Source organism: Bordetella ansorpii (assembly GCF_900078315.1).
GTDB classification, from domain to species: Bacteria; Pseudomonadota; Gammaproteobacteria; order Burkholderiales; family Burkholderiaceae_B; genus Bordetella; species Bordetella ansorpii.
In genome coordinates this window covers 1165933-1185525 of record NZ_FKBS01000029.1, presented here as the reverse complement: position 1 = coordinate 1185525, position 19593 = coordinate 1165933, and the positions used below count along the sequence as shown (strand labels likewise).

The window sequence follows — 19593 nt, the reverse complement described above, 5'->3', positions numbered from 1 at the left end:
ACCGCCGACGAGGCCGTTTTACTTTAACCAAATGGCCTCCGCGATACCCGGGGCGATTCAGGTCTGTCTGAGGACTACAAGAGCTGGCGGTTCGAGAATACGAAGAGCATCCTGCGTGCCATTTACACTGCCGATCCGACTTCGTTGAAATCGCTTAAGAAGAGTCAGAAGAAAATTGTCGTGCGACTCTTGGACAAGCTCGCGGTGTCCAATGAGAACGATGCAATCTTCGAGATACTCAATAGTGTTCTGGAACTAGACGATGCCTCAACTAAGTTGCTCGCCAAGCAGCTCAAGAGTGTGTCGCTGCAAAGTATCGTGTCGGCGATTGAGGTGCTGCGTCACAGGCACGAGGTGGCTGACAAGCTGCGAACGTTGATGAACGATCACTATACGGAGACGCTCGAGACGCCGGACTTGCAGGGCATCATCGAAGCCAATACGTGGTTGTTCGGCAGCTCCTATGAAACGCTCGGGGCCGAGGAGGATACATTCACAAAAATCGCAAAATCGCTTCGCGATGCGGTCAAGGGAATCGACGATCTTGTCTTGGAGGACTTGGACTCGACTGACGCTGAAGCCATTGAAGGCGCAAGCAAGCAGACCGATTTGTTCCTCGCGCGTAAGGTGCCGCATCACGACTCCATGGGGCGCAGAATTTATCGCTGCATCGTGATCGAAATCAAACGGCCAAGTATTTCACTCAACTACAAGCACCTTCAGCAGCTTGATGGTTACGCGCAGCTCATAAAAAAGCATGCGGAGTTTGGCAGTAGCGCGATGCACTTCGAGCTCATTCTGATTGGGCGAAAGATCTCCGAGGCGGACACAGAGATTCGCAGTCGTATGCAAGGCCAGGTCGCGAAGGGGTTGCCTGGTCTGGTCAGTGATGATGAGCGCATGAAGCGTTTCGTGCTCAACTGGTATACGTTGTTGGACAACTTTCTACTGACGAATCAGACGATGATCGACGCACTGAAACTGAAGCGTGACTCCTTCGATGACGTCTCGCGCCAGGATTTGGTTGCAGATATGCAGAAAGCGACCGCGTGACGTTAGTGGCACTGACCTGCTCCTCGTGCCGAACTGTCGTCCAGCGCGCAGTTGCTGCGTTCCACCGCGATTGCTGCCGGTGTTGCCGTCGTGCTGCTCGTGACGACCATCTTGCCTGGTGAGTACGGCATTGATCCGACGGGCGCAGCCCGAGTCCTGGGGTTGACGTCGATGGGCGAGATCAAGGTTCAGCTGGCTCAGGAGGCCGAGGCCGGTGCGCAAGCTGGCGTGGCACCGACGAGTACGCCTGGCATGCAGGCCGCCGTCGTGGCGCCTGCCCCCGACTCCGACGCAGGCTGCTACACCCGTGCAGGCGCAGACGCCGGTACAGGCGCCGCCTGCTGCCTCTGCTTCACCGACGCAAATGGCTGCCGCTAAGCGCGACCAGATGACGTTGACGCTCAAGCCGGGACAGGGCGCGGAAGTCAAGATGGTGACGAAGCAGGGCGCCAAGGTCACGTTCGTCTGGACGACCAACGGGAGACCCGTGTTTTGGCGCAATCGGACCAAGAGTGACGTGACGATCACGCTGGAGACCGAGGGCGACTACCAGGGGCCCAAGCGCGTTATGTGGTCTGCCTGCGGTGTTGAGACTTGATTTCTGCACCGCAACCTGCAGCAGGCGGAAGTCAGCTTCTGCTTGCTGCATTACTGAGTACCACCGGCTTGCACAGGCTAAGTGTGCAGTGCACCGACTGATCGCACAGCAGAATTTCTGTGCATCCAGGTGAGTGCCCAGAAAAAAACGCATAGCACCGAAGTGGTATGCGTGGAATAAGATCTCTTCCCCCCGCGGTGGGGGAATTCAGGATCGTTGGCTATTGCGTCAGGCGTTGCAGTTCCTGCTGATATTCGGGGCCGTTGCGCATGCGTCGGTACTCGGCTTCGGCCGTGCGGTACTCGCGGCTGTATATGTCGGGAGTGCTTTCCATGCGCCAGAACTTGTCCATCCCTGCGCGCCGCCAGACGGCCAGATCGGCTTTGACTTCTGCGCGCGTTAGTTCATGGGGTTGATACGCCTGTGCGTCTGCGGTTCGCGGCGTCGAGGCGCTCGCATAGGAGGCTGATGCTGCGCAGAGTGCCAGCGCGGAAAAAAGGAATTTCAGGGGGGCTTTCATCTATCGCTCCTTGACAGGTCCGCGCGACACAGTCGTGGCGGATCGTTGGGTACGTTGATCGTTGGTGCATCAGAACGTAGAGAAATTCTATCTATGCGTTCTCGACCTGAACCCCACGCCGACATTACGTTTTAGTCAGCATCCCGGTATTCGCCGATAAAGAAAACTGACTCGCCAGATTGGCGAAGAGCCCATGAAATCAATGAGACGAAATACTGCTCTGTAGCGGCCTTTGTTCGTCAGGCAAGCGGCTTCTCGAGCATACAGAGCCGACGCGCACGGAGCGTGGCGTCGGCCTGCTATCGACTTTAGAAGCTGTGGCGCATGCCGATGCCGATGGATTGCGTCGTGTTGCCCGACACGAAAGCGACGTTGCGGCCATAAGCGCCTTGCGCGTACAGATTGGTGCGCGCGGACAGCTTGTAGGTGTAGGCCAGGCTGAAAATGTGCTGCGGCTTCAGGTCGCGGCCGGCATAGGCGGTGCCGCCGTCACGCGGATCGACCATTCCCCAGCCCGCCAGCACCTTGCCGCGCGAACCCGCGTCGACACTCATGCCTACGCCGTACGAATAGGCGCGGAAGCCATCGTTGAAGGGGCGAATGCTGCCGAAGCCCATGTCGGAGTTGCGCAGTTGCGACGGGGTGCCGAACCAGCCGTCGTCGGTGATGCCGAGGCCCAGGTTCACTTCAAGCACTTCGAAGTCATAGCTGCCAGCCAGGTTCCACGACTTCGCCGTCACGCCCGTGGCAGTCTCAGCGTCCTTGTTCTGGTCGTAGGTCAAGACGGTTTTCAGCGGGCCGTTCACGTAGCGCAGCCCGGTGGTCAGGGCGCGCGTGTTGGGATCCTGTCCGTCGTTCCGCTTGAACCTCTGCTCTCCGTCGGCGTTGAAGGAGTAACCCACGCCGACCTGGAAGCCCGAGAAGGTGGGGCTCAGGTATTGGATCTGGTTGTCATAGCGGACTTCGGCGGGGCTGAACGTGCCGGCTGTGCGCGACTGGTCGTAGTTGTTGCCGAAGGGGGTGGCCACGCCCGCCAGCCAGCGGTAGGCAATGTTGCCTTGACGGCCCATCGTGAACTCGCCCCAGGAGGCCGACTTCAGGCCAACGACGGCTTCACGTCCGAACAGGCGGCCGCTTTGGCTTTGCGTGCCGTTCATCAGGCTGAAGCCGCCCTCCAGGGTGAAGATCGCTTTCAGACCATCGCCCAGGTCTTCGCTGCCGCGCAGGCCCCAGCGATTGCTGGACTGGCCGCCGTCCCATGCGCCGAAGCGCGAACTCTTGGCATCGTCGCTCTTGAACTGGGTGTAACCCACGCCGCCATCGGTCAGTCCATACATCGTAACGGACGACTGGGCGTAGGCCGTGCCCGAGACAGCGCTGATGACAGCGGCGGCCAGAATACTCTTCTTCATGAAAACTCCAGAATTTTTGATCTTCCCAATCCGTTGGCCGGGTAAGAGCCATCGGGGGGACTTCGTTTGAGGAAGTGGCGGCATTTCATCAAGCTGTTGTTGCGTCGCTTGTGAAAGAAAGCCGCGATCCGTGTTTCATGACGCAGATGTAATGAATGGGAAATAGCCGCGTTAGAAAGGTCTCCTCGACACCGCACTTTCACGTGCCCTCTGTCGCAACCGGACCACACGGAGAGACGTACCTGGCGTTTGCATGCAGGGTCTGGGCAACCTTACGGTTGTGTAATCGGCGTGTTCGCGGATTGTCGTAGTGGTGCCAGTACAGTGGCGCGCAAAACTTCTGGCTTGACTAGGCATGATCCGCAGTGAAGATTCTGATCATTGATGACGAAGATGATTTCTCGGCCTACATCGGCCAAGCTTTGCAGGACGACGGCCATGTGATCGATGCCGTCTGTGATGGCGTCAGTGGCCTGCAGCGGATACGGGAGGCCCCTTATGACCTGGCCATCATCGATGTAGCCTTGCCCGGCATGAATGCGTTCGAGCTGTTGTCCCATCTGCGTCGCAACGATCATCTGTTCATCATGATGCTGGGCAGAGACTCGCGTATCGACGTGCGGGTGCGCAGCCTGCGTGAGGGCGCGGATGACTACCTGACCAAGCCGGTCTCGCTGTCGGAGCTTCTTGCCCGGGTGTTTGCATTGGGGCGCCGCAGTCTGCGGCATCGTGCGGATAGCGCGGGAAGCGGATTGATCAAGGTGGCGGACCTCGAACTCGATCTTTTTCGCAGGCGTGTGTTCAGGAATCGAAAGCGACTCGATCTGACCGCGAAGGAGTACAGCCTGCTGGCGCTGATGATGCGCAAGCGCGGTGAAGTGCTGTCCCGTCTGGTCCTGGCGGAGCAGGTCTGGGATATGAAATTCAAGAGCAACACCAACGTGGTCGAGGTGGCGATCCGGCGTCTGCGCAGCAAGATGGATGACCCGTTCTCGCGGCGGTTGCTGCACACGGTGCGCGGCATGGGATATGTGCTGGAAGACCGTGGTCCGGTTCCCGGCATGCGACTGCACGCTTGCTGAATTTCCATTTTCAGATGCCTGGCCTGGCGCCGCCAACACCCATTACCGAAACGTAATCCGACAGACCGGGAACTGTCGACGGCCTGTCCTTAAAGTACGTTCATGCGCCTTCGTGCGCGGAACTCTTAACGATCAAGGACTGCAAGATGAAATACCTTCCCACCGCCATTGCACTGGCCGTTTCCCTCGGCGCCGCTTCCGCCGCACAGGCGGATACCTGGCACCAGACGAATACCGAGGCTGGCTACGAAATCCACATCGAGAACAACGCAGGAAAGAGCGCCGAGACGGTGCGCCAGGAACTGTTGGCCGCCAAGGCCGACAAGCAGGCCTGGTACTACTCGTATCGCGCCCAGCCCAAGCCTTTCTGGTTGACGGAATCCGAGAAGACCCGCGAGCAGGTGCGGGCCGAGCGTGACGCCGTCACGCCGCAACAGCGGGCCCGCCTTGCCGAGATCTACGGCGCCGGCGCTTGACAGACCATGCCGTCTGACGTGCTCGGCCGGTCTATGCCGGCCGCACGCATGGCGGAGCGTTTTCCACAGGAATGGAGTCGACCATGAAATCCCTGATTCTCGCCCCCGTCGTTCTCTTGGCGCTCGCAGGATGCGCAGGCGCCTCTCAGGATCCAGTGTCCGAAGGAGGACGGTCGCGCGCTGAAGTGCAAGCCGATCTGGCCATGTGGAAGCGCGCGGGGATGGACAAGTACTACCGTGGGCACAACACCCAGGCGTTTTTTTCGCCCGAGTATCGCCGTCGCTATGCGCAGTACGAAAGCCTGCGCAACGGTCCTGCTTATCAACAGGAGCTGGAGCGTTTGCGTGGTCGGCAGAGCGATTGAGTGTGCCGGCGTCGTCCACGCGTATCACCCGCCCGCTTTCATGCGGGCTTTTTTTTGGGCGCGGCAATCGGCAATCGGCAGGGGATGCAGATCCGCTTTCCGACAGTCATGAGCACAGGCAAAAAAAACGCATACCACCGAAGTGGTATGCGTAAAAAAGGACCTCTTCCCTTCGCGGTGGAGGAGGTCACTCAGGATCGTCGAGTTACTTCGTCAGGCGTTGCAGTTCCTGTTGGTACTCGGGGCCGTTGCGCATGCGGCGATATTCAGCCTCGGCGGTGCGGTACTCGCGGCTGTAGATGTCGGGCGTGGTGTCGGTGCGCCAGAATTCATCCATGCCGGCGCGCTTCCATACGGCCAGATCGGCGCGCACTTCCGCGCGAGTCAATTCGCGCGGCTGGTAGGCCTGGTTGTTGGCGGGCTGTTGCGACGCGGATGTGGCGTATGCGGCCGAGGTTGCGGCCAGCGCCAGCGCGGCGCAGAGGAATTTCACGGGTGCCTTCATAAGTCGCTCCTTCTGTACTGATCCACACATCACAAGCGTTGCGGATCGTTGGCTACGTTGATCGTTGATTCATCAGAACGTAGAGAAATTCTAGCGATGCACCTTCGACCAAATGCGCACTGCGAGATTACGTTTTCGTCAGCAATTCGACATCGTGCGTGGCGTGCGATATCGCTACAGAAAAACACGCTATGAATGTGGCGGGATTGCTACAGAAGAGCATCTTCATGAACATTGAAGGCGCTGCATTTGAATGGCCTTTGCAATGCGGCTTCCTGTCCTCAATCAATGGAAAAACATGGACTTGGAGAGAGTTTCCGGTCAGTGCGAAATGGCTCGATGACAGCAGGCAAACATATTTGTAATTCTCGCGTTCGATTCCTGTCGATTGCCCCTGCACACACTTGCCTTGGCTAATGCCGATGGACGAGAGGGTTGTCATTTTTCTGACGACGCAGCGACCCCTGCACCCGATTCGGACACCGGCCTGGCACCTCAGTCTGACTCTGTGCAAAGGAGCACTTCTTGAAAAAGACGATCCTGCTGGCCGCATCCGTGGCCGCCTTCTCCACCACCGCGCAAGCGGAAACGTCGGTCACCTTGTATGGTCTGATCGACACCGGCATTGGCTATGCGAATGTCGATGGCTCGGTCAGGAACCCCGCGACGGGCGCACGTACTTCGTTCGACGCCAGCCGCATCGGCTCCACGACCGGCACCACCGCCGGTTCGCGTTGGGGCCTGCGTGGCAAGGAAGATCTGGGCGATGGCCTGTACGCCAGCTTCCGCATGGAGTCGGGCTTCGACAGCAACAACGGCAACTCGCTGCAGAATGGCCGCCTGTTCGGCCGTGAAGCTACCGTGGGCCTGGGCAACAAGGCTTGGGGCGACTTCACCATCGGCCGCCAGTACAACGTGGCCAGCCGCCTGTACTCCGCCATGTTCGGCGCCCAGTACGGCGGCTTCAGCCAGCTGAACACCGGCGCCGGCCTGGGTTTCAGCGCCGCGAACTTCGTGCGCTACGACAACCTGGCGCTGTTCGAAAGCGCGCGCTTCTCGGGGTTCCAGTTCTCGGCGGGCTACTCGTTCAACGCCGATGACCGCAACACCGCGCAGACGGGCTTCGCCACGGCGGACAACACCCGCGCGATCACCGGCGGCGTCAGCTATGCCAACGGTCCCGTGATGGCGTTCGTCTCCTACGACCAGCTCAATCCGTCGGGCAAGCTGTCGAACGCGCAGCGTGCGACGACGCCGCGCTCGTTCACCGTCGGCGGTTCGTACGATTTCGAGGTGGTGAAGCTGGCGCTGGCATACGAGCGCATGAATGATGGCTGGTTCGCCGGCAAGAGCCTGCCCAACGGGGCCGCCATCGGTTCGTTCCGCGGCACGCCGTCCACGTCGTTCGTCGATGGGTTCAGCACCAATTCGTACCTGCTTGCGCTGTCCGCACCGATGGGCAAGGCCGGCACGATGTTCGGTTCCTGGCAGCGTGTTGACCCCAACAACGATTCGCTGACCGGCGGTGACTCGACCACCAACACGTTCTCGCTGGGCTACAGCTATGCGCTGTCGAAGCGCACCAATGTGTATGCGGTGGGTCAGTACACCAAGAACTATGCGTTCCTGGATGACGCCAAGGCCACCGAGGCCACGATCGGCGTCCGCCACGCGTTTTAAGACGCGGGCGTAGTTCGTGGGAGGGCCGGAAGAAATGACAGTCTCTTCCGGCCTTTTTCGTGGTCTGGCTCATGCCGTCGAAGACAGCAGTTCAATCGGCCTGATGCTCCAACATATACCCCATGCCGCGCACGGTGTGCAGCAGCTTGATGTCGAAGGGATCATCCACCTTGGCGCGCAAGCGTCTGATGGCGACCTCGACCACATTGGTGTTGCTGTTGAAGTTCATGTCCCAGACCTGCTCGGCGAGCACCAGGCGAGAAAGAACCTCGCCTTGTCTGCGCATCAGGAACGTCAACAAGCCGAACTCCTTGGCCGTCAGGTCGATGCGGGCGCGTCCGCGCATGACGCGGCGGCGCAGTAGGTCGAGCTCCAGGTCGGCGACCCGCAGTACATTTTGGCCCTGGGCGGTGTCGGCGCCGGCACCGCGCCGTTTGATCGCCAGCACGCGTGCATGCAGTTCGGACAATGCGAACGGCTTGATGAGGTAGTCATCGGCGCCTTGCTCCAGTCCGCGGACCCTGTCTTCCAGGCTGGCCCGCGCGGTCAGCATCATGATCGGAACCGCGTCGTTCTGCCGGATCCGGTGCAGTACTTCAAAGCCTTCCATATCCGGAAGGTTCACGTCCAGGATGATCAGGTCGTACTGGGATTCGTAGGCAAGGTGCAGTCCGCTGGCTCCATCCAGGGCAATGTCGACGAAGTAGCCATTCTCGGTCAGGCTGCGCCTGAGTGTCTCTGCAAGTTTTTTCTCGTCATCGATAACAAGTATTTTCATCTGATCGTTGGTGCTGCCTGCCACGGCTGCGGCATGAGGGTGATGTCGCATGTGCCAACGTGGAGCTGCTGCCGCTGTCTCGGCGATTCGTGCGGTGAAGACGAACGCCTTCGCAGCGCGGTGCAACTGCACGCCAGCGCCTGCGATCGTAGACACTCACTTTAGCGATCAGGCCGCGTCAGAACCCGAACGTGCGAATTACGAATATGCAATCGCTGGATAGGGCGTTTGTAATCTCGCTGACGGAATCGGCGCCGCGGCACGGGCTTCGCGTTATGCCTGCGCGACCGCCATGCAGAAGCCTATGCTGGTGACCCCGCCTTCCGACATCGCATGGGGCTTGCCGCCATGCATGCGCGCGATGGCCGCAACGATCGCCAATCCCAACCCGTGATGATTGGCCTCGCTGGTGCGCGAGGAGTCCTGGCGATAGAAACGATGAAACAGGCGCGGCAGATGCTCGGCGCCGATGGGGTCGCCCAGGTTCTGCACGCGCACCAGAACTTGTCCTGGCTGCGGGCTGTCGATGAGCACCTTGACCTCGGAGTCCGGCCGCGCGTAGCGCACGGCGTTGGAGAGGAGATTGGAGATGGCGCGCTGGAACAGCGGCGCATCCACCTGCGCAAGGTGGTCTCCCATGACGCTGAGCCGCACGCCGGCATCCAGGGCTTCGGCCTCGTGATACTCCAGGACTTCTTCGACCAGCGCACGCAGTTGGGTGGGCTGGCTGACCCGGGCCTGGGCGCCGCGGTCGGCCTGTGACAGGAACAACATGTCGTTGATGATGGCCGACATGCGTTGCAGCTCCTCCAGATTCGAGCCCAGCACTTCGCGCAGGTCCAGGGGGTGCCGGCGTGAAGACAGCGCCAGTTCGGTCTCGCCGATCAGGGTGGCAAGGGGCGTGCGCAGCTCGTGCGCGACGTCCGCGTTGAAGCCTTCCATCTGGACGTAGGCGCGTTCCAGGCGTTGCAGGACGGCATTGAACTGCCGTACCAGCGGCTTCAGTTCAACGGACAGGCCGCTTTCATCCAGCCTGTCGCCGATGCGGTCCGGAGACAGCATTTCGGCCTGCTTCCCCACATCGTGCAGCGGGGATAAGGCGCGGCGAACCATGATGTCGCCGATCAGGCTGACGACCATGGCGCCGACCACGGCGCAAGCGAACAGCGTCCAGGCCAGCACCGCCCTCAGGTGATGATCGGCCGAGGTGTCCAGCAGCAGCTCTCCATGCATGCTGAGATTGGGCTGTTCGGGGATGGACATGCTGAAGATGACCTGACGGAAGTGCCCCTCGTTTTCATACAGGTTGTTCTCGCCGTAAAGCGAGGTGGCCTTGTCGATCGTCAGGCTCAGGCTGAACTCGGAACGTCCGTAGAAGAAATCCCGCAGCTTGTGGTCCATCTGGGATAGGTCGCCTTGACGGGCGTATTCCTCGACCAGATGTTCGATGACTTCCTTTTTCTGTTCCAGCAGGGCCCGTTGCCGGGATTGCAGGTTCATGTTCAGGGAGACGTACACCACCAGGCAGACGAGCCCCAATGCCGCGAATGTCAGCAAGGCCAGCCAGCGCGACAGCCAGCGGCGCAGGGACTTGGGCGAACGCAGCATTACTCGTTGTCTCGCAGTTCCAGCACATAGCCCATGCCGCGCACCGTATGCAGCAGCTTGACCGGGAAGGGATCGTCGACCTTGCCGCGCAAGCGGCGCACGGCCACCTCGACGACGTTGGTGTTGCTGTTGAAATTGATGTCCCAGACCTGTTCGGCCAGATCCAGCCGGGACAGCACTTCGCCCTGGCGTCGCATCAGCAGCGCCAGCAGCGTGAATTCCTTGGCGGTCAGGTCCAGGCGCGCGCCGGCGCGGTTGGCACGGCGGCGCAACAGGTCCAGTTCAAGGTCACCTACCTTCAAGACGTTCTGGCGGCTGGGCTCGATGATGGCGTTGCCCCGGCGGCGTCCCAGCGCCAGGACGCGGGCCAGAAGTTCCGACAGGGCAAAGGGCTTGACGAGGTAGTCGTCCGCGCCATCCTGCAGTCCGCGCACGCGGTCCTCCAGCTTGTCGCGGGCGGTCAGCATCAGGACGGGGACGCGGTCGTGCTTGCGAATCTCGGCCAGGACGGAGAAGCCGTCCATGCCGGGCAGCATCACGTCCAGCAGGATCAGGTCGTACTGCGTCTCCTTGGCCAGGTGCAGCCCGCTGATGCCGTCCGACGCCACGTCCACGACGTAGTTGTGCTCGGACAGCGCCCGCTTGAGGTATTCCGCGAGCTTGCGCTCGTCTTCGATGATCAGGACTTTCATGTGTCGCCACTCGATGCGTGGTCTGTCTTTTGTTCGCGCAAGGCCACTTGGGATCGGGTCTGGTAGGCCCGTGACGGTCATTCTACGGACGGGGCCTCGCCAATTCGCCTACCGGCAGATTACGAAGTTGTAATGCGCCGGCGGGATGCCGCCAGATTACAAAATTGTCATTTTTCTGTCGAAGATCTGACTGTTGCCGTTAGCTAGAGTACCAGCCGTTCCCGCCGACCCTCTGCCGGCGCCTCTCTCTACAAGCGTTGCGTGCGTCGCGCCGCTTTCCCCCAGTCAGGTCGAATCATGCGTTTCAAGCCCTTGCCGCTCGTGGTCGCGGCGCTATGTCTTCTCGCGCCGCCGGCGTGGGCCCAATCTGGAGATAGCGGCGCGTCCGCCGTGCTTCAGCCCTCGGCGTCGGTCACGGGTGTACTGACGCTGCAACAAGCCCTGGATCGTGCGTTGGAAGACAGCCCCCTGTTGTCCGCGGCGCGTAACGAGGCCAAGGCCGCGGATGGCCTGCTCGAGCAGGCGGGCCTGATCCCTAACCCCAGTCTGGACGTCAGTGTCGAGGACCAGAAGAAGGCGACGCGCACGACCACGACCATGCTCAGCGTGCCCATCGAGTTGGGCGGCAAGCGTGGCGCGCGGACCGAAGCGGCACGGCTGGCACGCGACGTCGCGCGTTTGGATGCCGACGCCAGCCGCGCGGAGGTGCGCGCATCGGTCATGGCGGCATTCTTCGACGTCGCCGTGGCACAGGAAAACGTCCGGGTGGCGGGCATTTCGCTGGATGTCGCGCGACAGGCGCAGCGGATCGCGACCCAACGCGTGGAGTCTGGCAAGGCGGCGCCCATCGAGCGCACTCGCGCGGACGTCGAGGTCAGCAATGCGCGCCTGGCCGAGCGGGCGGCGCGGATCGCCTTGGAAGACTCCCGCCGTACGCTGGTGCTGTCCTGGGGCGAGAGCACGCCGGGATTCGAGAAAGTCGACGCCGATCTGGACAGTCTTCCGGCCCGGCCCTCGCTCGACGAGCTGCGCAACAGCCTGAACGCTTCGCCGCGCATGGCGTCCAGCCGCACCACTGTGGAACTGAGCCAGGCCGAACTGGAGGTCGAACGCAGCAAGCGCTTTCCCGACATCACGCTGAGCGCTGGCGTGGCGCGGGACAACGAGATGGGCCGCAATCGCGGACAAGTGGGCGTTTCGATTCCGTTGCCTTTGTTCGATCGGAATCAAGGCAACGTCTATGCCGCCTCCATGCGCGCCTACAAGGCGCAGGACGTCTATCGGGACATGACGGCCCGCAATACCTCCGAACTGCTTCAGGCCGCATCGCGCTACGACCTGGCCGTGGCGTCCGCGCAGGAGTATCGGGACGCCGTGCTCCCTGGCGCGGCCCAGGCATTCGACGCCGCGCGAAAAGGCTTCGAGGCCGGAAAGATGGGCTACCTGGAAGTCCTGGACGCACAGCGCGCGCTGTCGCAGGGCAACGTCTCCTACCTGAACGTTCTGGCCGAGGCTTATCAGGCCCGGGCGCAGATCGATCGCATCATTGGCCGATAAATGAAAGAGCAATCCATGACCCGTCGTCCCCCTTTACTTTCTTCAGTGCGTATCCTGGTGCTGGCCGCCGCTTTGTTCGGTCAGCCGATGGCCTGGGCCGAAGAGGCCGGGCATGCCGCCGAGGGCAGCGAGGCGAAAGCCTCCGGCCCGAATGGCGGCGTGGTCACCCAGGATGGCAGCGATGCCGTCGAACTCAACGTGGCGGAAGCCAATGGCCAGAGCCGCCTGCAAGTGTGGGTGACGGCCGGCGGCAAGCCGGTGAAGCCGGCGGATCTGACCGTCAGCGCGGTGCTGAACCGTCCTGGTTCGAAGCCGGAGCCGTTGAAGATGATGGTGGAGCCTGGCGTAGTGTCCAGCGCGGGCAGCATCGATGAGCCGCATTTCTTCGATATCGACGTCGAGGTGAAGTGGCCAGGCCGGACCGCGCCGTTGCGTGCTGAGTTCCACAAGGATGAGGGGCTGATTGCCCTGACTGCGGAACAGATCGCCAATGCGGGTATCAAGACATCGGAAGCCGGTCAGGGGAATGTGGCCACCAGCGCGCGCTTTCCCGGCGAGGTGAAGTTCAACGCGGACCGCACGGCGCACGTGGTGCCGCGCGTGGCGGGTGTGGTCCAGCAGGTGTCGGCCGAGCTGGGGCAGGCGGTGAAGAAGGGCGACCTGCTGGCGACCATCTCCAGCCCGACCCTGTCTGAAATGCGCAGCGAGCTGGAGGCGGCGACGCGTCGCCGCGAACTGGCGCGCACCACGTACGATCGTGAGCAGAAGCTCTGGAAGGAACAGGTCTCGGCGGAACAGGACTTCCAGCAGGCGCGAACCGCCTTGCAGGAGGCGCAGATCGCCGTGCAGAACGCCGAGCAGAAGTTGCGCGCCATCGGCGGCGCATCGCGCGCGAAGGACCGCAGCCTGCTGGAAGTGCGAGCGCCGTTCGACGGCATCGTCGTGGAGAAGCACATCGCCCTGGGCGAGGCCCTGCCCGATACCGCCAACATCTTCACGATTTCCGACCTGACCACGGTCTGGGCCGAATTCCTGATCGCGCCCAAGGACCTGCAGCAGGTGCGCGTGGGCGAGTCGGCGCAGGTCAGCTCCACCGCGTTCGAGCAGACGGCGCATGGCAAGGTGTCGTACATCGGTTCGTTGCTGGGCCAACAGACCCGCACCGCCACGGCCCGCGTCACGCTGGACAATCCCGAGTCGGCCTGGCGTCCGGGCCTGTTCGTGTCGGTCAATGTGGTGGTCGACAGCGCCGACGTGGCGGTGGCTGTTCCGGCCGATGCCGTGCAGACGGTCGAGGACAAACCGACGGTTTTCATCGCCGTGCCGGGCGGATTTCTGCCGCAGCCGGTCACCTTGGGCAAGACGTCGGGCAAAGAGGTCGAGGTTATCTCGGGCCTGGCGCCGGGAACAACCTACGCCACGCAGAACACCTTCGTGCTGAAGTCCGAGCTCGGCAAGGCCAGCGCCGAACACGGCCATTGAACGGAGCGACGCGACATGTTTGAACGTCTTATCCGTTTCGCCATCGAGCAGCGATGGTTGGTGTTGTTCGTCAGCCTGGCCATGGCGGCGATCGGCGTGTTCAATTACAACCGCCTGGCCATCGACGCGGTGCCTGACATCACGAACGTGCAGGTGCAGATCAACGTCAGCGCGCCCGGTTATTCACCGCTGGAAACCGAGCAGCGCATCACCTATCCGATCGAAATCGTCATGGCGGGCCTGCCCGGGCTGCAGCAGACCCGTTCGCTGTCGCGCTACGGGCTGTCGCAGACGACGGTGATCTTCGACGACAGCACCGACATCTACTTCGCGCGGCAACTGGTCAGCCAGCGGCTGCAGGAAGCCAAGGAAAATCTGCCGGATGGCATCACGCCGGTCATGGGGCCGATCTCGACGGGCCTGGGGGAAATCTTCCTCTGGACGGTCGAGGCCGAACCGGACGCCCGCAAGCCGGATGGGTCTGCCTACACGCCGACGGATCTGCGTGAGATTCAGGACTGGGTGATTAAGCCGCAGATGCGCAACGTGCCTGGGGTAACCGAGGTAAACACCATCGGTGGGTTCGCCAAGGAATACCAGGTTGCGCCCAACACCGAGAAACTGGCCTCGTACGGCCTGTCGCTGGCCGACATCATGACGGCGCTGGACCGCAACAACGCGAACGTCGGCGCCGGCTATATCGAGCGCAAGGGTGAGCAATACTTGATCCGTGCACCGGGCCAGGTGCAATCGATCGAGGATATCCGGCAGATCGTGCTGACCGCCGTCCAGGGGCAGGCCATCCGCGTCGGTGACGTCGCGGACGTGACGATTGGCCGTGAACTGCGCAGCGGCGCTGCGACCGACAACGGCAAGGAGGTCGTGCTGGGCACGGTGTTCATGCTGATCGGCGAGAACAGCCGCGCCGTGTCGCAAGCCGTGTCCGATCGCCTGGCGGCCATCAACAAGACCATGCCGGAAGGCGTGAAGGCGATTCCGGTCTATGACCGCTCCACGCTGGTGGACAAGGCCATCGCCACGGTGAAGAAGAATCTGGTCGAGGGGGCGACGCTGGTCATCGTGATCCTCTTCCTGTTCCTGGGCAACATCCGTGCCGCTCTGATCACCGCGATGGTGATTCCACTGTCCATGCTGTTCACGTTCACGGGGATGGTCACGTATAAGGTCAGCGCCAACCTGATGAGCCTGGGAGCGCTGGACTTCGGCATCATCGTCGATGGCGCCGTGGTGATCGTGGAGAACTGCGTCAGGCGCCTGAGCCATGCGCAGGAGCACCATCGGCGTCCGTTGACGCGCAGCGAGCGCTTCCACGAAGTCTTCGCGGCGGCGCGAGAGGCCCGGCGTCCGCTGCTGTTCGGCCAGTTGATCATCATGGTGGTGTATTTGCCGATCTTCGCCTTGAGCGGTGTCGAGGGACGTATGTTCCATCCGATGGCGCTGACGGTGGTGATGGCCCTGCTGGGCGCCATGATCCTGTCGGTGACGTTCGTGCCCGCCGCAGTGGCCCTGTTCATCGGCAAGCGCGTCTCCGAGAAGGAGATCCGCGTGATGTCGTGGGCGCGGCGCCGCTACGAGCCGCTGCTGGATCTGGCGTTGCGCCGCACGCCGGCCATGCTGGGCGGCGCGCTGGCCTTGCTGGTGCTGTGCGGATTCCTGGCCACGCGCCTGGGCAGCGAGTTCATTCCGAACCTGAATGAAGGAGACATCGCCATCCAGGCGCTGCGTATTCCGGGGACGAGCCTGACGCAATCGCTGGAGATGCAAAGCCGCCTGGAGGTTCGGCTGAAGGAGAAATTCCCGGAAATCGAGCGTGTGTTTGCGCGTACGGGTACGGCGGAGATTGCCTCCGACGCCATGCCGCCGAACATTTCGGACGGCTATATCATGCTCAAGCCGCTGGACCAATGGCCCGAACCGCGCAAGACCCATGCGGAACTGCTGGCCGCGATCCAGGAAGAGGCGGCCAAGATGCCGGGCAACGTCTACGAGTTCTCGCAACCAATCCAGTTGCGCTTCAATGAACTGATATCGGGGGTGCGTAGCGACGTGGCGGTCAAGATCTTCGGCGACGACAACGATGTGCTGAACAAGACCGCGTTGGAGATCTCCGAGGCGCTGCAGAAGGTATCCGGCGCATCGGAAGTTAAGGTGGAGCAGACCACCGGCCTGCCCATGCTGACCGTCGACATCGACCGGGCCAAGGCCGCGCGCTATGGCCTGAGCATGTCCGACGTGCAGGACACGATCGCGATTGCCGTGGGCGGCAAAGAGGCCGGTACGTTCTTCCAGGGCGACCGACGTTTCAAGGTGGTGGTGCGTCTGCCGGAGAGCGTGCGCGAGGACGTGGATGCACTGCGCAGGCTGCCCATTGCCCTGCCCGCCGTCGAGGGGCAACCCACGGCCTACGTCCCGCTATCCGAGCTGGCCTCGTTGACCTTGGCGCCCGGACCGAACCAGGTGTCGCGCGAGGATGGCAAGCGTCGTATCGTGGTCAGCGCCAACGTGCGTGGCCGCGACCTGGGTTCGTTCGTTCAGGAGGCCGAGCAGGCGATTGCGCCGGTCCGCATTCCGGCGGGGTACTGGACAGCCTGGGGCGGCACGTTCGAGCAGCTCGAGTCGGCCACCAACCGCCTGAAGGTCGTCGTGCCGGCGGCGTTGGTGCTGGTGTTCGCGCTGTTGTTCGCCATGTTCGGCAATGTCAAGGACGGCCTGATCGTCTTCACCGGAATTCCGTTCGCGTTGACGGGCGGCATCCTGTCGCTGTGGATCAGGGGATTGCCGCTATCCATCACCGCGGCGGTCGGCTTTATCGCGCTATGCGGGGTGGCGGTGCTCAACGGCCTGGTGCTGCTGTCCTTCATCCGCACGCTGCGCGAGGAAGGGCTACCGCTGGAGGCTGCGGTGCGTGAAGGCTCGTTGACGCGTCTGCGGCCGGTGCTCATGACTGCGCTGGTGGCGTCATTGGGCTTCGTGCCGATGGCGCTGGCGACGGGCACGGGCGCCGAGGTGCAGCGGCCGCTGGCCACGGTCGTCATCGGCGGCATCATTTCCTCGACCATCCTGACGCTGCTGGTGCTGCCCGCTTTGTATCGGTGGCTGCATCGCAAGGATCCCGAGGAACTGGAGTTGGAGCAGGCCACGCTGCCGTCTTGACCCATCCGGTGAGCCTGCGGAAGCACCCTTCCGCAGGCTTTCAAATTTGTAATGTACGAGTCCAGGGATTGTCGCAGCGCCACTTATAGAGTGGCGCTTCGTCATTCTTACTGCGACTTCCATGCAAGACCACGCACGTTTTTCGCGGCATCCGGGGGCCGGGCATACGCCGCCGGAATGCCTGTCCATCGTCATTCCCTTCCTGAACGAGCTCGATGTCCTGCCACTGTGCGTGCTTCGGCTCGTTTCGTTGCTGGAGCAACAGCGAGAGTCCTACGAGCTTGTCTTCGTCGACGACGGCAGCACGGATGACAGCGTCGCGTGGTTGCGTGGCGCGATGCGCGCCAACCCCGCGATTCGCGTCGTGCGCCTGAGCCGGAATTTCGGAAAAGAGGCTGCCATGACGGCCGGCCTTGCCCATGCACGCGGCGACGCCGTCATCGTGCTGGACGCGGATCTGCAGGATCCCCCCGAGCTGATCCCCGACATGCTGCGGGCCTGGCGGGACGGGGCCGATGTCGTCTGCATGCGGCGCCGGTCGCGGCAGGGCGATGGCTGGCTCAAGCGCCTGTCTGCGCACATCTTCTACCGCGTGCTGCGCCGGCTGAGCCGCGCCGATATCCCCGCGGATACCGGTGACTTCCGCCTGATGAGCCGGCGCGCGGTGGATGCGCTGCTGAGCCTGCCCGAACGATGCCGCTACATGAAAGGCCTTTACGCTTGGGTCGGCATGCCGACCCGGGTCATTGATTACGACCGGGCGCCACGGGCGGCGGGCAGCACCAAGTGGAGCTACTTCGCGCTGTTCGGATTGGCGCTGGAGGGGATCACTTCGTTTTCTGCACGTCCCTTGCGTTGGGCCACGGGGATCGGGGTGCTCGTCGCGCTGTCGGGCGGCATCTTCGGGCTGACCATCGTGTTGAAGACGCTGATACTGGGTCATCAGGCACCCGGCTATCCCTCGTTGATGGCCGTGATCACCTTGTTCAGCGGCATCCAGCTGGTGACCATCGGCCTGCTGGGCGAGTACCTGGGCAAGGTCTACATCGAGACCAAGCAGCGTCCGATCTATCTGGTGAGCGAGATTCTGGAAACGGCCGAGCGGGCTGAGACGCGCGGTGCGCATTTGGAGTTGGTCGATGCGCGTCAGCAGTAAGGTGTTCTGGTCGGTCATGGGCGTCGCCGCCGTGGCCAGGTTGTTCTCGATGGCGGTGCTGCCTTTGGCGGATACCTCCGAACCGAGGTATGCCGAAGTGGCCCGGCTGATGGCGCAGAGCAATGACTGGATTACGCCGTGGTTCGAACCCGGTGTGCCATTCTGGGGCAAACCGCCGCTGGCGTTCTGGGCCCAGGCGTTGAGCATCAAGCTGTTCGGCGTGAGCGAGTTAGCCGTGCGCCTGCCCGCTTTCCTGGCGATGGCGGCGTTGCTTGCCATGGTGTATTGCTTCGCGCGTCGAGTATTCGGCCAACCCGCCGCGCGGTGGTCGGCCTTGGTGCTTGCGACGATGCTCCTGCCCCTGCTTAGCGCGGGCGCCGTGCTGACCGATCCGTTCCTGGCCTTTGCTATCACGTTGTCGATGCTGTCGTTCATATCGGCAAGACGGGATGGGCCTTGGTATCAAGGGCTGGGATTCTTCCTGGGCCTGGGACTGGGCATGTTGGCCAAGGGCCCTTTGGCCGTCGTGCTGATCGGCGGCGTCTGCGCGGGCTGGATGCTCTGGCAACGTAATTGGCGCGGACCGTTGCGGGCATTGCCCTGGGCGCTGGGCATCCCCCTGGCGCTGATGGTGGCAGTGCCGTGGTATGTGGCCGCGGAGTTCAAGACGCCCGGCTTCCTGCAGTACTTCATCGTCGGAGAGCACTTCCTGCGGTTCGTCGATTCGGGCTGGGAGGGCGACCTGTATGGCACGGCCCATGCGCGTGCGTTGGGCGCGATATGGCTGGATTGGATCGGCGCGGCCGCGCCCTGGAGCGTCCTGGTCATCGGGGCGGGGGTTCTGGCGTTGTTCCGGCCCGCCGCACGCCAGGCCGTGCGCGTGTCGCTCGCGGATGGCGGGCGACGGTTCCTGCTGCTGTGGGCGGTCGCGGCGCCAGCCCTGTTCACGCTTTCCGGGAACATCCTGTGGACCTACGTGTTGCCGAGTCTTCCCGCGGTGGCGCTATTGCTGGGATGTGGCTTGGCGGCATGGCAGCCGGGCCGCTTCGTGGGCCTGGCCAACCGAGCATTGCTGGCCGGCATGCTGTTGGTTCCCTCGGCGGCGGCGGTTCTCAGTATCCAGGCGCTGGGGGACCCCTTGCATTTCAAGACCGAGAAGGGGCTCGTTCAGGCCGCGGCTGCTCTCAGGAATGCAGACCAGACACTGTATTACGTGGGGGAGCGGCCATTCTCGGCCCGTTACTACTCGGAGGGCGCCGCTGTCCTGCTGCCTTGGGACACGGCTGACCTGCGGCCATTCTGTCGCGGTAGCGGGATGCTGACGGCGGTTCGCCGTGATCGGCCCTGGCCCATGCTGGCGGCGCCTGGCGTCACCGCGCGGGCGGTGTACTCCAGCAAGCGATACACCCTGTACGAGATCCAGGGCTGCGCCCAGTGACTTTCCAGTGAACCTGA

General features: G+C 62.5%; 18 protein-coding genes. 12 read left to right on the top strand and 6 right to left on the bottom strand.

The window, feature by feature from the left end:
- The first annotated feature begins 189 nt into the window (after positions 1–189).
- From A7W11_RS26940 to A7W11_RS28940, 3 genes are read left to right on the top strand one after another with little or no spacing between them, the layout of a single operon-like run.
- Positions 190–1053: a hypothetical protein gene (locus A7W11_RS26940; RefSeq protein WP_218188635.1), complete on the top strand. Its 864-nt coding sequence runs from the start codon at positions 190–192 to the stop codon at positions 1051–1053.
- Positions 1054–1104: 51 nt separating this feature from the next.
- The gene (locus A7W11_RS28945) at positions 1105–1431 is read left to right on the top strand and encodes a hypothetical protein (protein ID WP_235816982.1); all 327 of its coding nucleotides are present in this window, start codon (positions 1105–1107) and stop codon (positions 1429–1431) included.
- A gap of 10 nt (positions 1432–1441) precedes the next feature.
- Entirely contained in the window at positions 1442–1651 is a 210-nt protein-coding gene (locus A7W11_RS28940; RefSeq protein WP_235816981.1) for a hypothetical protein, read from the top strand.
- A gap of 220 nt (positions 1652–1871) precedes the next feature.
- Here the strand turns inward: A7W11_RS28940 and A7W11_RS26930 are convergent, their stop codons facing one another.
- Together A7W11_RS26930 and A7W11_RS26925 are read right to left on the bottom strand one after the other, a co-directional pair.
- On the bottom strand, positions 1872–2171 hold the full coding sequence (locus A7W11_RS26930) for a DUF4148 domain-containing protein (protein WP_066421554.1): 300 nt from the start codon (positions 2169–2171) through the stop codon (positions 1872–1874).
- Positions 2172–2479: 308 nt separating this feature from the next.
- On the bottom strand, positions 2480–3583 hold the full coding sequence (locus tag A7W11_RS26925; protein ID WP_066421547.1) for a porin: 1104 nt from the start codon (positions 3581–3583) through the stop codon (positions 2480–2482).
- Positions 3584–3948: 365 nt separating this feature from the next.
- Between A7W11_RS26925 and A7W11_RS26920 the strand changes: the two genes are divergently transcribed.
- From A7W11_RS26920 to A7W11_RS26910, 3 genes are all read left to right on the top strand, one after another.
- Positions 3949–4665, top strand: coding sequence for a winged helix-turn-helix domain-containing protein (locus A7W11_RS26920; protein WP_066421546.1), 717 nt, complete (start codon positions 3949–3951; stop codon positions 4663–4665).
- Positions 4666–4811: 146 nt separating this feature from the next.
- Complete coding sequence (locus A7W11_RS26915) at positions 4812–5141, top strand: hypothetical protein (protein WP_066122522.1); 330 nt, start codon at positions 4812–4814, stop codon at positions 5139–5141.
- A gap of 83 nt (positions 5142–5224) precedes the next feature.
- The gene (locus tag A7W11_RS26910) at positions 5225–5506 is read left to right on the top strand and encodes a DUF4148 domain-containing protein (RefSeq protein WP_066122519.1); all 282 of its coding nucleotides are present in this window, start codon (positions 5225–5227) and stop codon (positions 5504–5506) included.
- Positions 5507–5711: 205 nt separating this feature from the next.
- Here the strand turns inward: A7W11_RS26910 and A7W11_RS26905 are convergent, their stop codons facing one another.
- The gene (locus A7W11_RS26905) at positions 5712–6011 is read right to left on the bottom strand and encodes a DUF4148 domain-containing protein (RefSeq protein WP_066122515.1); all 300 of its coding nucleotides are present in this window, start codon (positions 6009–6011) and stop codon (positions 5712–5714) included.
- A gap of 525 nt (positions 6012–6536) precedes the next feature.
- Here A7W11_RS26905 and A7W11_RS26900 point away from each other — a divergent pair.
- The gene (locus A7W11_RS26900; protein ID WP_066122512.1) at positions 6537–7691 is read left to right on the top strand and encodes a porin; all 1155 of its coding nucleotides are present in this window, start codon (positions 6537–6539) and stop codon (positions 7689–7691) included.
- Between the two features lie 91 nt (positions 7692–7782).
- Here A7W11_RS26900 and A7W11_RS26895 read toward each other — a convergent pair whose 3' ends face one another.
- The 3 genes from A7W11_RS26895 to A7W11_RS26885 all read right to left on the bottom strand — a co-directional run bounded on the left by A7W11_RS26895 (position 7783) and on the right by A7W11_RS26885 (position 10769).
- A complete protein-coding gene (locus A7W11_RS26895) occupies positions 7783–8469 on the bottom strand; it encodes a heavy metal response regulator transcription factor (RefSeq protein WP_066123683.1) in 687 nt (228 codons plus the stop codon).
- Positions 8470–8742: 273 nt separating this feature from the next.
- On the bottom strand, positions 8743–10077 hold the full coding sequence (locus A7W11_RS26890; RefSeq protein WP_173678839.1) for a heavy metal sensor histidine kinase: 1335 nt from the start codon (positions 10075–10077) through the stop codon (positions 8743–8745).
- On the bottom strand, positions 10077–10769 hold the full coding sequence (locus A7W11_RS26885) for a heavy metal response regulator transcription factor (RefSeq protein WP_066122508.1): 693 nt from the start codon (positions 10767–10769) through the stop codon (positions 10077–10079). The genes A7W11_RS26890 and A7W11_RS26885 overlap by 1 nt, the downstream gene beginning before the upstream one ends.
- Before the next feature lie 390 nt (positions 10770–11159).
- Here A7W11_RS26885 and A7W11_RS26880 point away from each other — a divergent pair, with 390 nt between their 5' ends.
- The 5 genes from A7W11_RS26880 to A7W11_RS26860 all read left to right on the top strand — a co-directional run bounded on the left by A7W11_RS26880 (position 11160) and on the right by A7W11_RS26860 (position 19576).
- On the top strand, positions 11160–12326 hold the full coding sequence (locus A7W11_RS26880) for a TolC family protein (RefSeq protein ID WP_231885871.1): 1167 nt from the start codon (positions 11160–11162) through the stop codon (positions 12324–12326).
- A gap of 15 nt (positions 12327–12341) precedes the next feature.
- Complete coding sequence (locus tag A7W11_RS26875; protein WP_231885870.1) at positions 12342–13808, top strand: efflux RND transporter periplasmic adaptor subunit; 1467 nt, start codon at positions 12342–12344, stop codon at positions 13806–13808.
- 15 nt (positions 13809–13823) lie between these two features.
- On the top strand, positions 13824–16982 hold the full coding sequence (locus A7W11_RS26870; protein ID WP_066421545.1) for a CusA/CzcA family heavy metal efflux RND transporter: 3159 nt from the start codon (positions 13824–13826) through the stop codon (positions 16980–16982).
- 121 nt (positions 16983–17103) lie between these two features.
- Positions 17104–18138, top strand: a complete 1035-nt coding sequence (locus A7W11_RS26865) for a glycosyltransferase family 2 protein (protein WP_066421544.1) — start codon at positions 17104–17106, stop codon at positions 18136–18138.
- Complete coding sequence (locus A7W11_RS26860) at positions 18122–19576, top strand: ArnT family glycosyltransferase (RefSeq protein WP_066421541.1); 1455 nt, start codon at positions 18122–18124, stop codon at positions 19574–19576. The genes A7W11_RS26865 and A7W11_RS26860 overlap by 17 nt, the downstream gene beginning before the upstream one ends.
- Positions 19577–19593: the final 17 nt, after the last annotated feature.

Coding starts and splice junctions, on each gene's coding strand:
- A7W11_RS26930 (WP_066421554.1), bottom strand. CDS start 2,171: ATGAAAGCCCCCCTGAAATTCCTTTTTTCCGCGCTGGCACTCTGCGCA.
- A7W11_RS26885 (WP_066122508.1), bottom strand. CDS start 10,769: ATGAAAGTCCTGATCATCGAAGACGAGCGCAAGCTCGCGGAATACCTC.
- A7W11_RS26870 (WP_066421545.1), top strand. CDS start 13,824: ATGTTTGAACGTCTTATCCGTTTCGCCATCGAGCAGCGATGGTTGGTG.
- A7W11_RS26860 (WP_066421541.1), top strand. CDS start 18,122: ATGCGCGTCAGCAGTAAGGTGTTCTGGTCGGTCATGGGCGTCGCCGCC.
- A7W11_RS26925 (WP_066421547.1), bottom strand. CDS start 3,583: ATGAAGAAGAGTATTCTGGCCGCCGCTGTCATCAGCGCTGTCTCGGGC.
- A7W11_RS26905 (WP_066122515.1), bottom strand. CDS start 6,011: ATGAAGGCACCCGTGAAATTCCTCTGCGCCGCGCTGGCGCTGGCCGCA.
- A7W11_RS28940 (WP_235816981.1), top strand. CDS start 1,442: ATGACGTTGACGCTCAAGCCGGGACAGGGCGCGGAAGTCAAGATGGTG.
- A7W11_RS26890 (WP_173678839.1), bottom strand. CDS start 10,077: ATGCTGCGTTCGCCCAAGTCCCTGCGCCGCTGGCTGTCGCGCTGGCTG.
- A7W11_RS26915 (WP_066122522.1), top strand. CDS start 4,812: ATGAAATACCTTCCCACCGCCATTGCACTGGCCGTTTCCCTCGGCGCC.
- A7W11_RS26895 (WP_066123683.1), bottom strand. CDS start 8,469: ATGAAAATACTTGTTATCGATGACGAGAAAAAACTTGCAGAGACACTC.
- A7W11_RS26910 (WP_066122519.1), top strand. CDS start 5,225: ATGAAATCCCTGATTCTCGCCCCCGTCGTTCTCTTGGCGCTCGCAGGA.
- A7W11_RS26875 (WP_231885870.1), top strand. CDS start 12,342: ATGACCCGTCGTCCCCCTTTACTTTCTTCAGTGCGTATCCTGGTGCTG.
- A7W11_RS26865 (WP_066421544.1), top strand. CDS start 17,104: ATGCAAGACCACGCACGTTTTTCGCGGCATCCGGGGGCCGGGCATACG.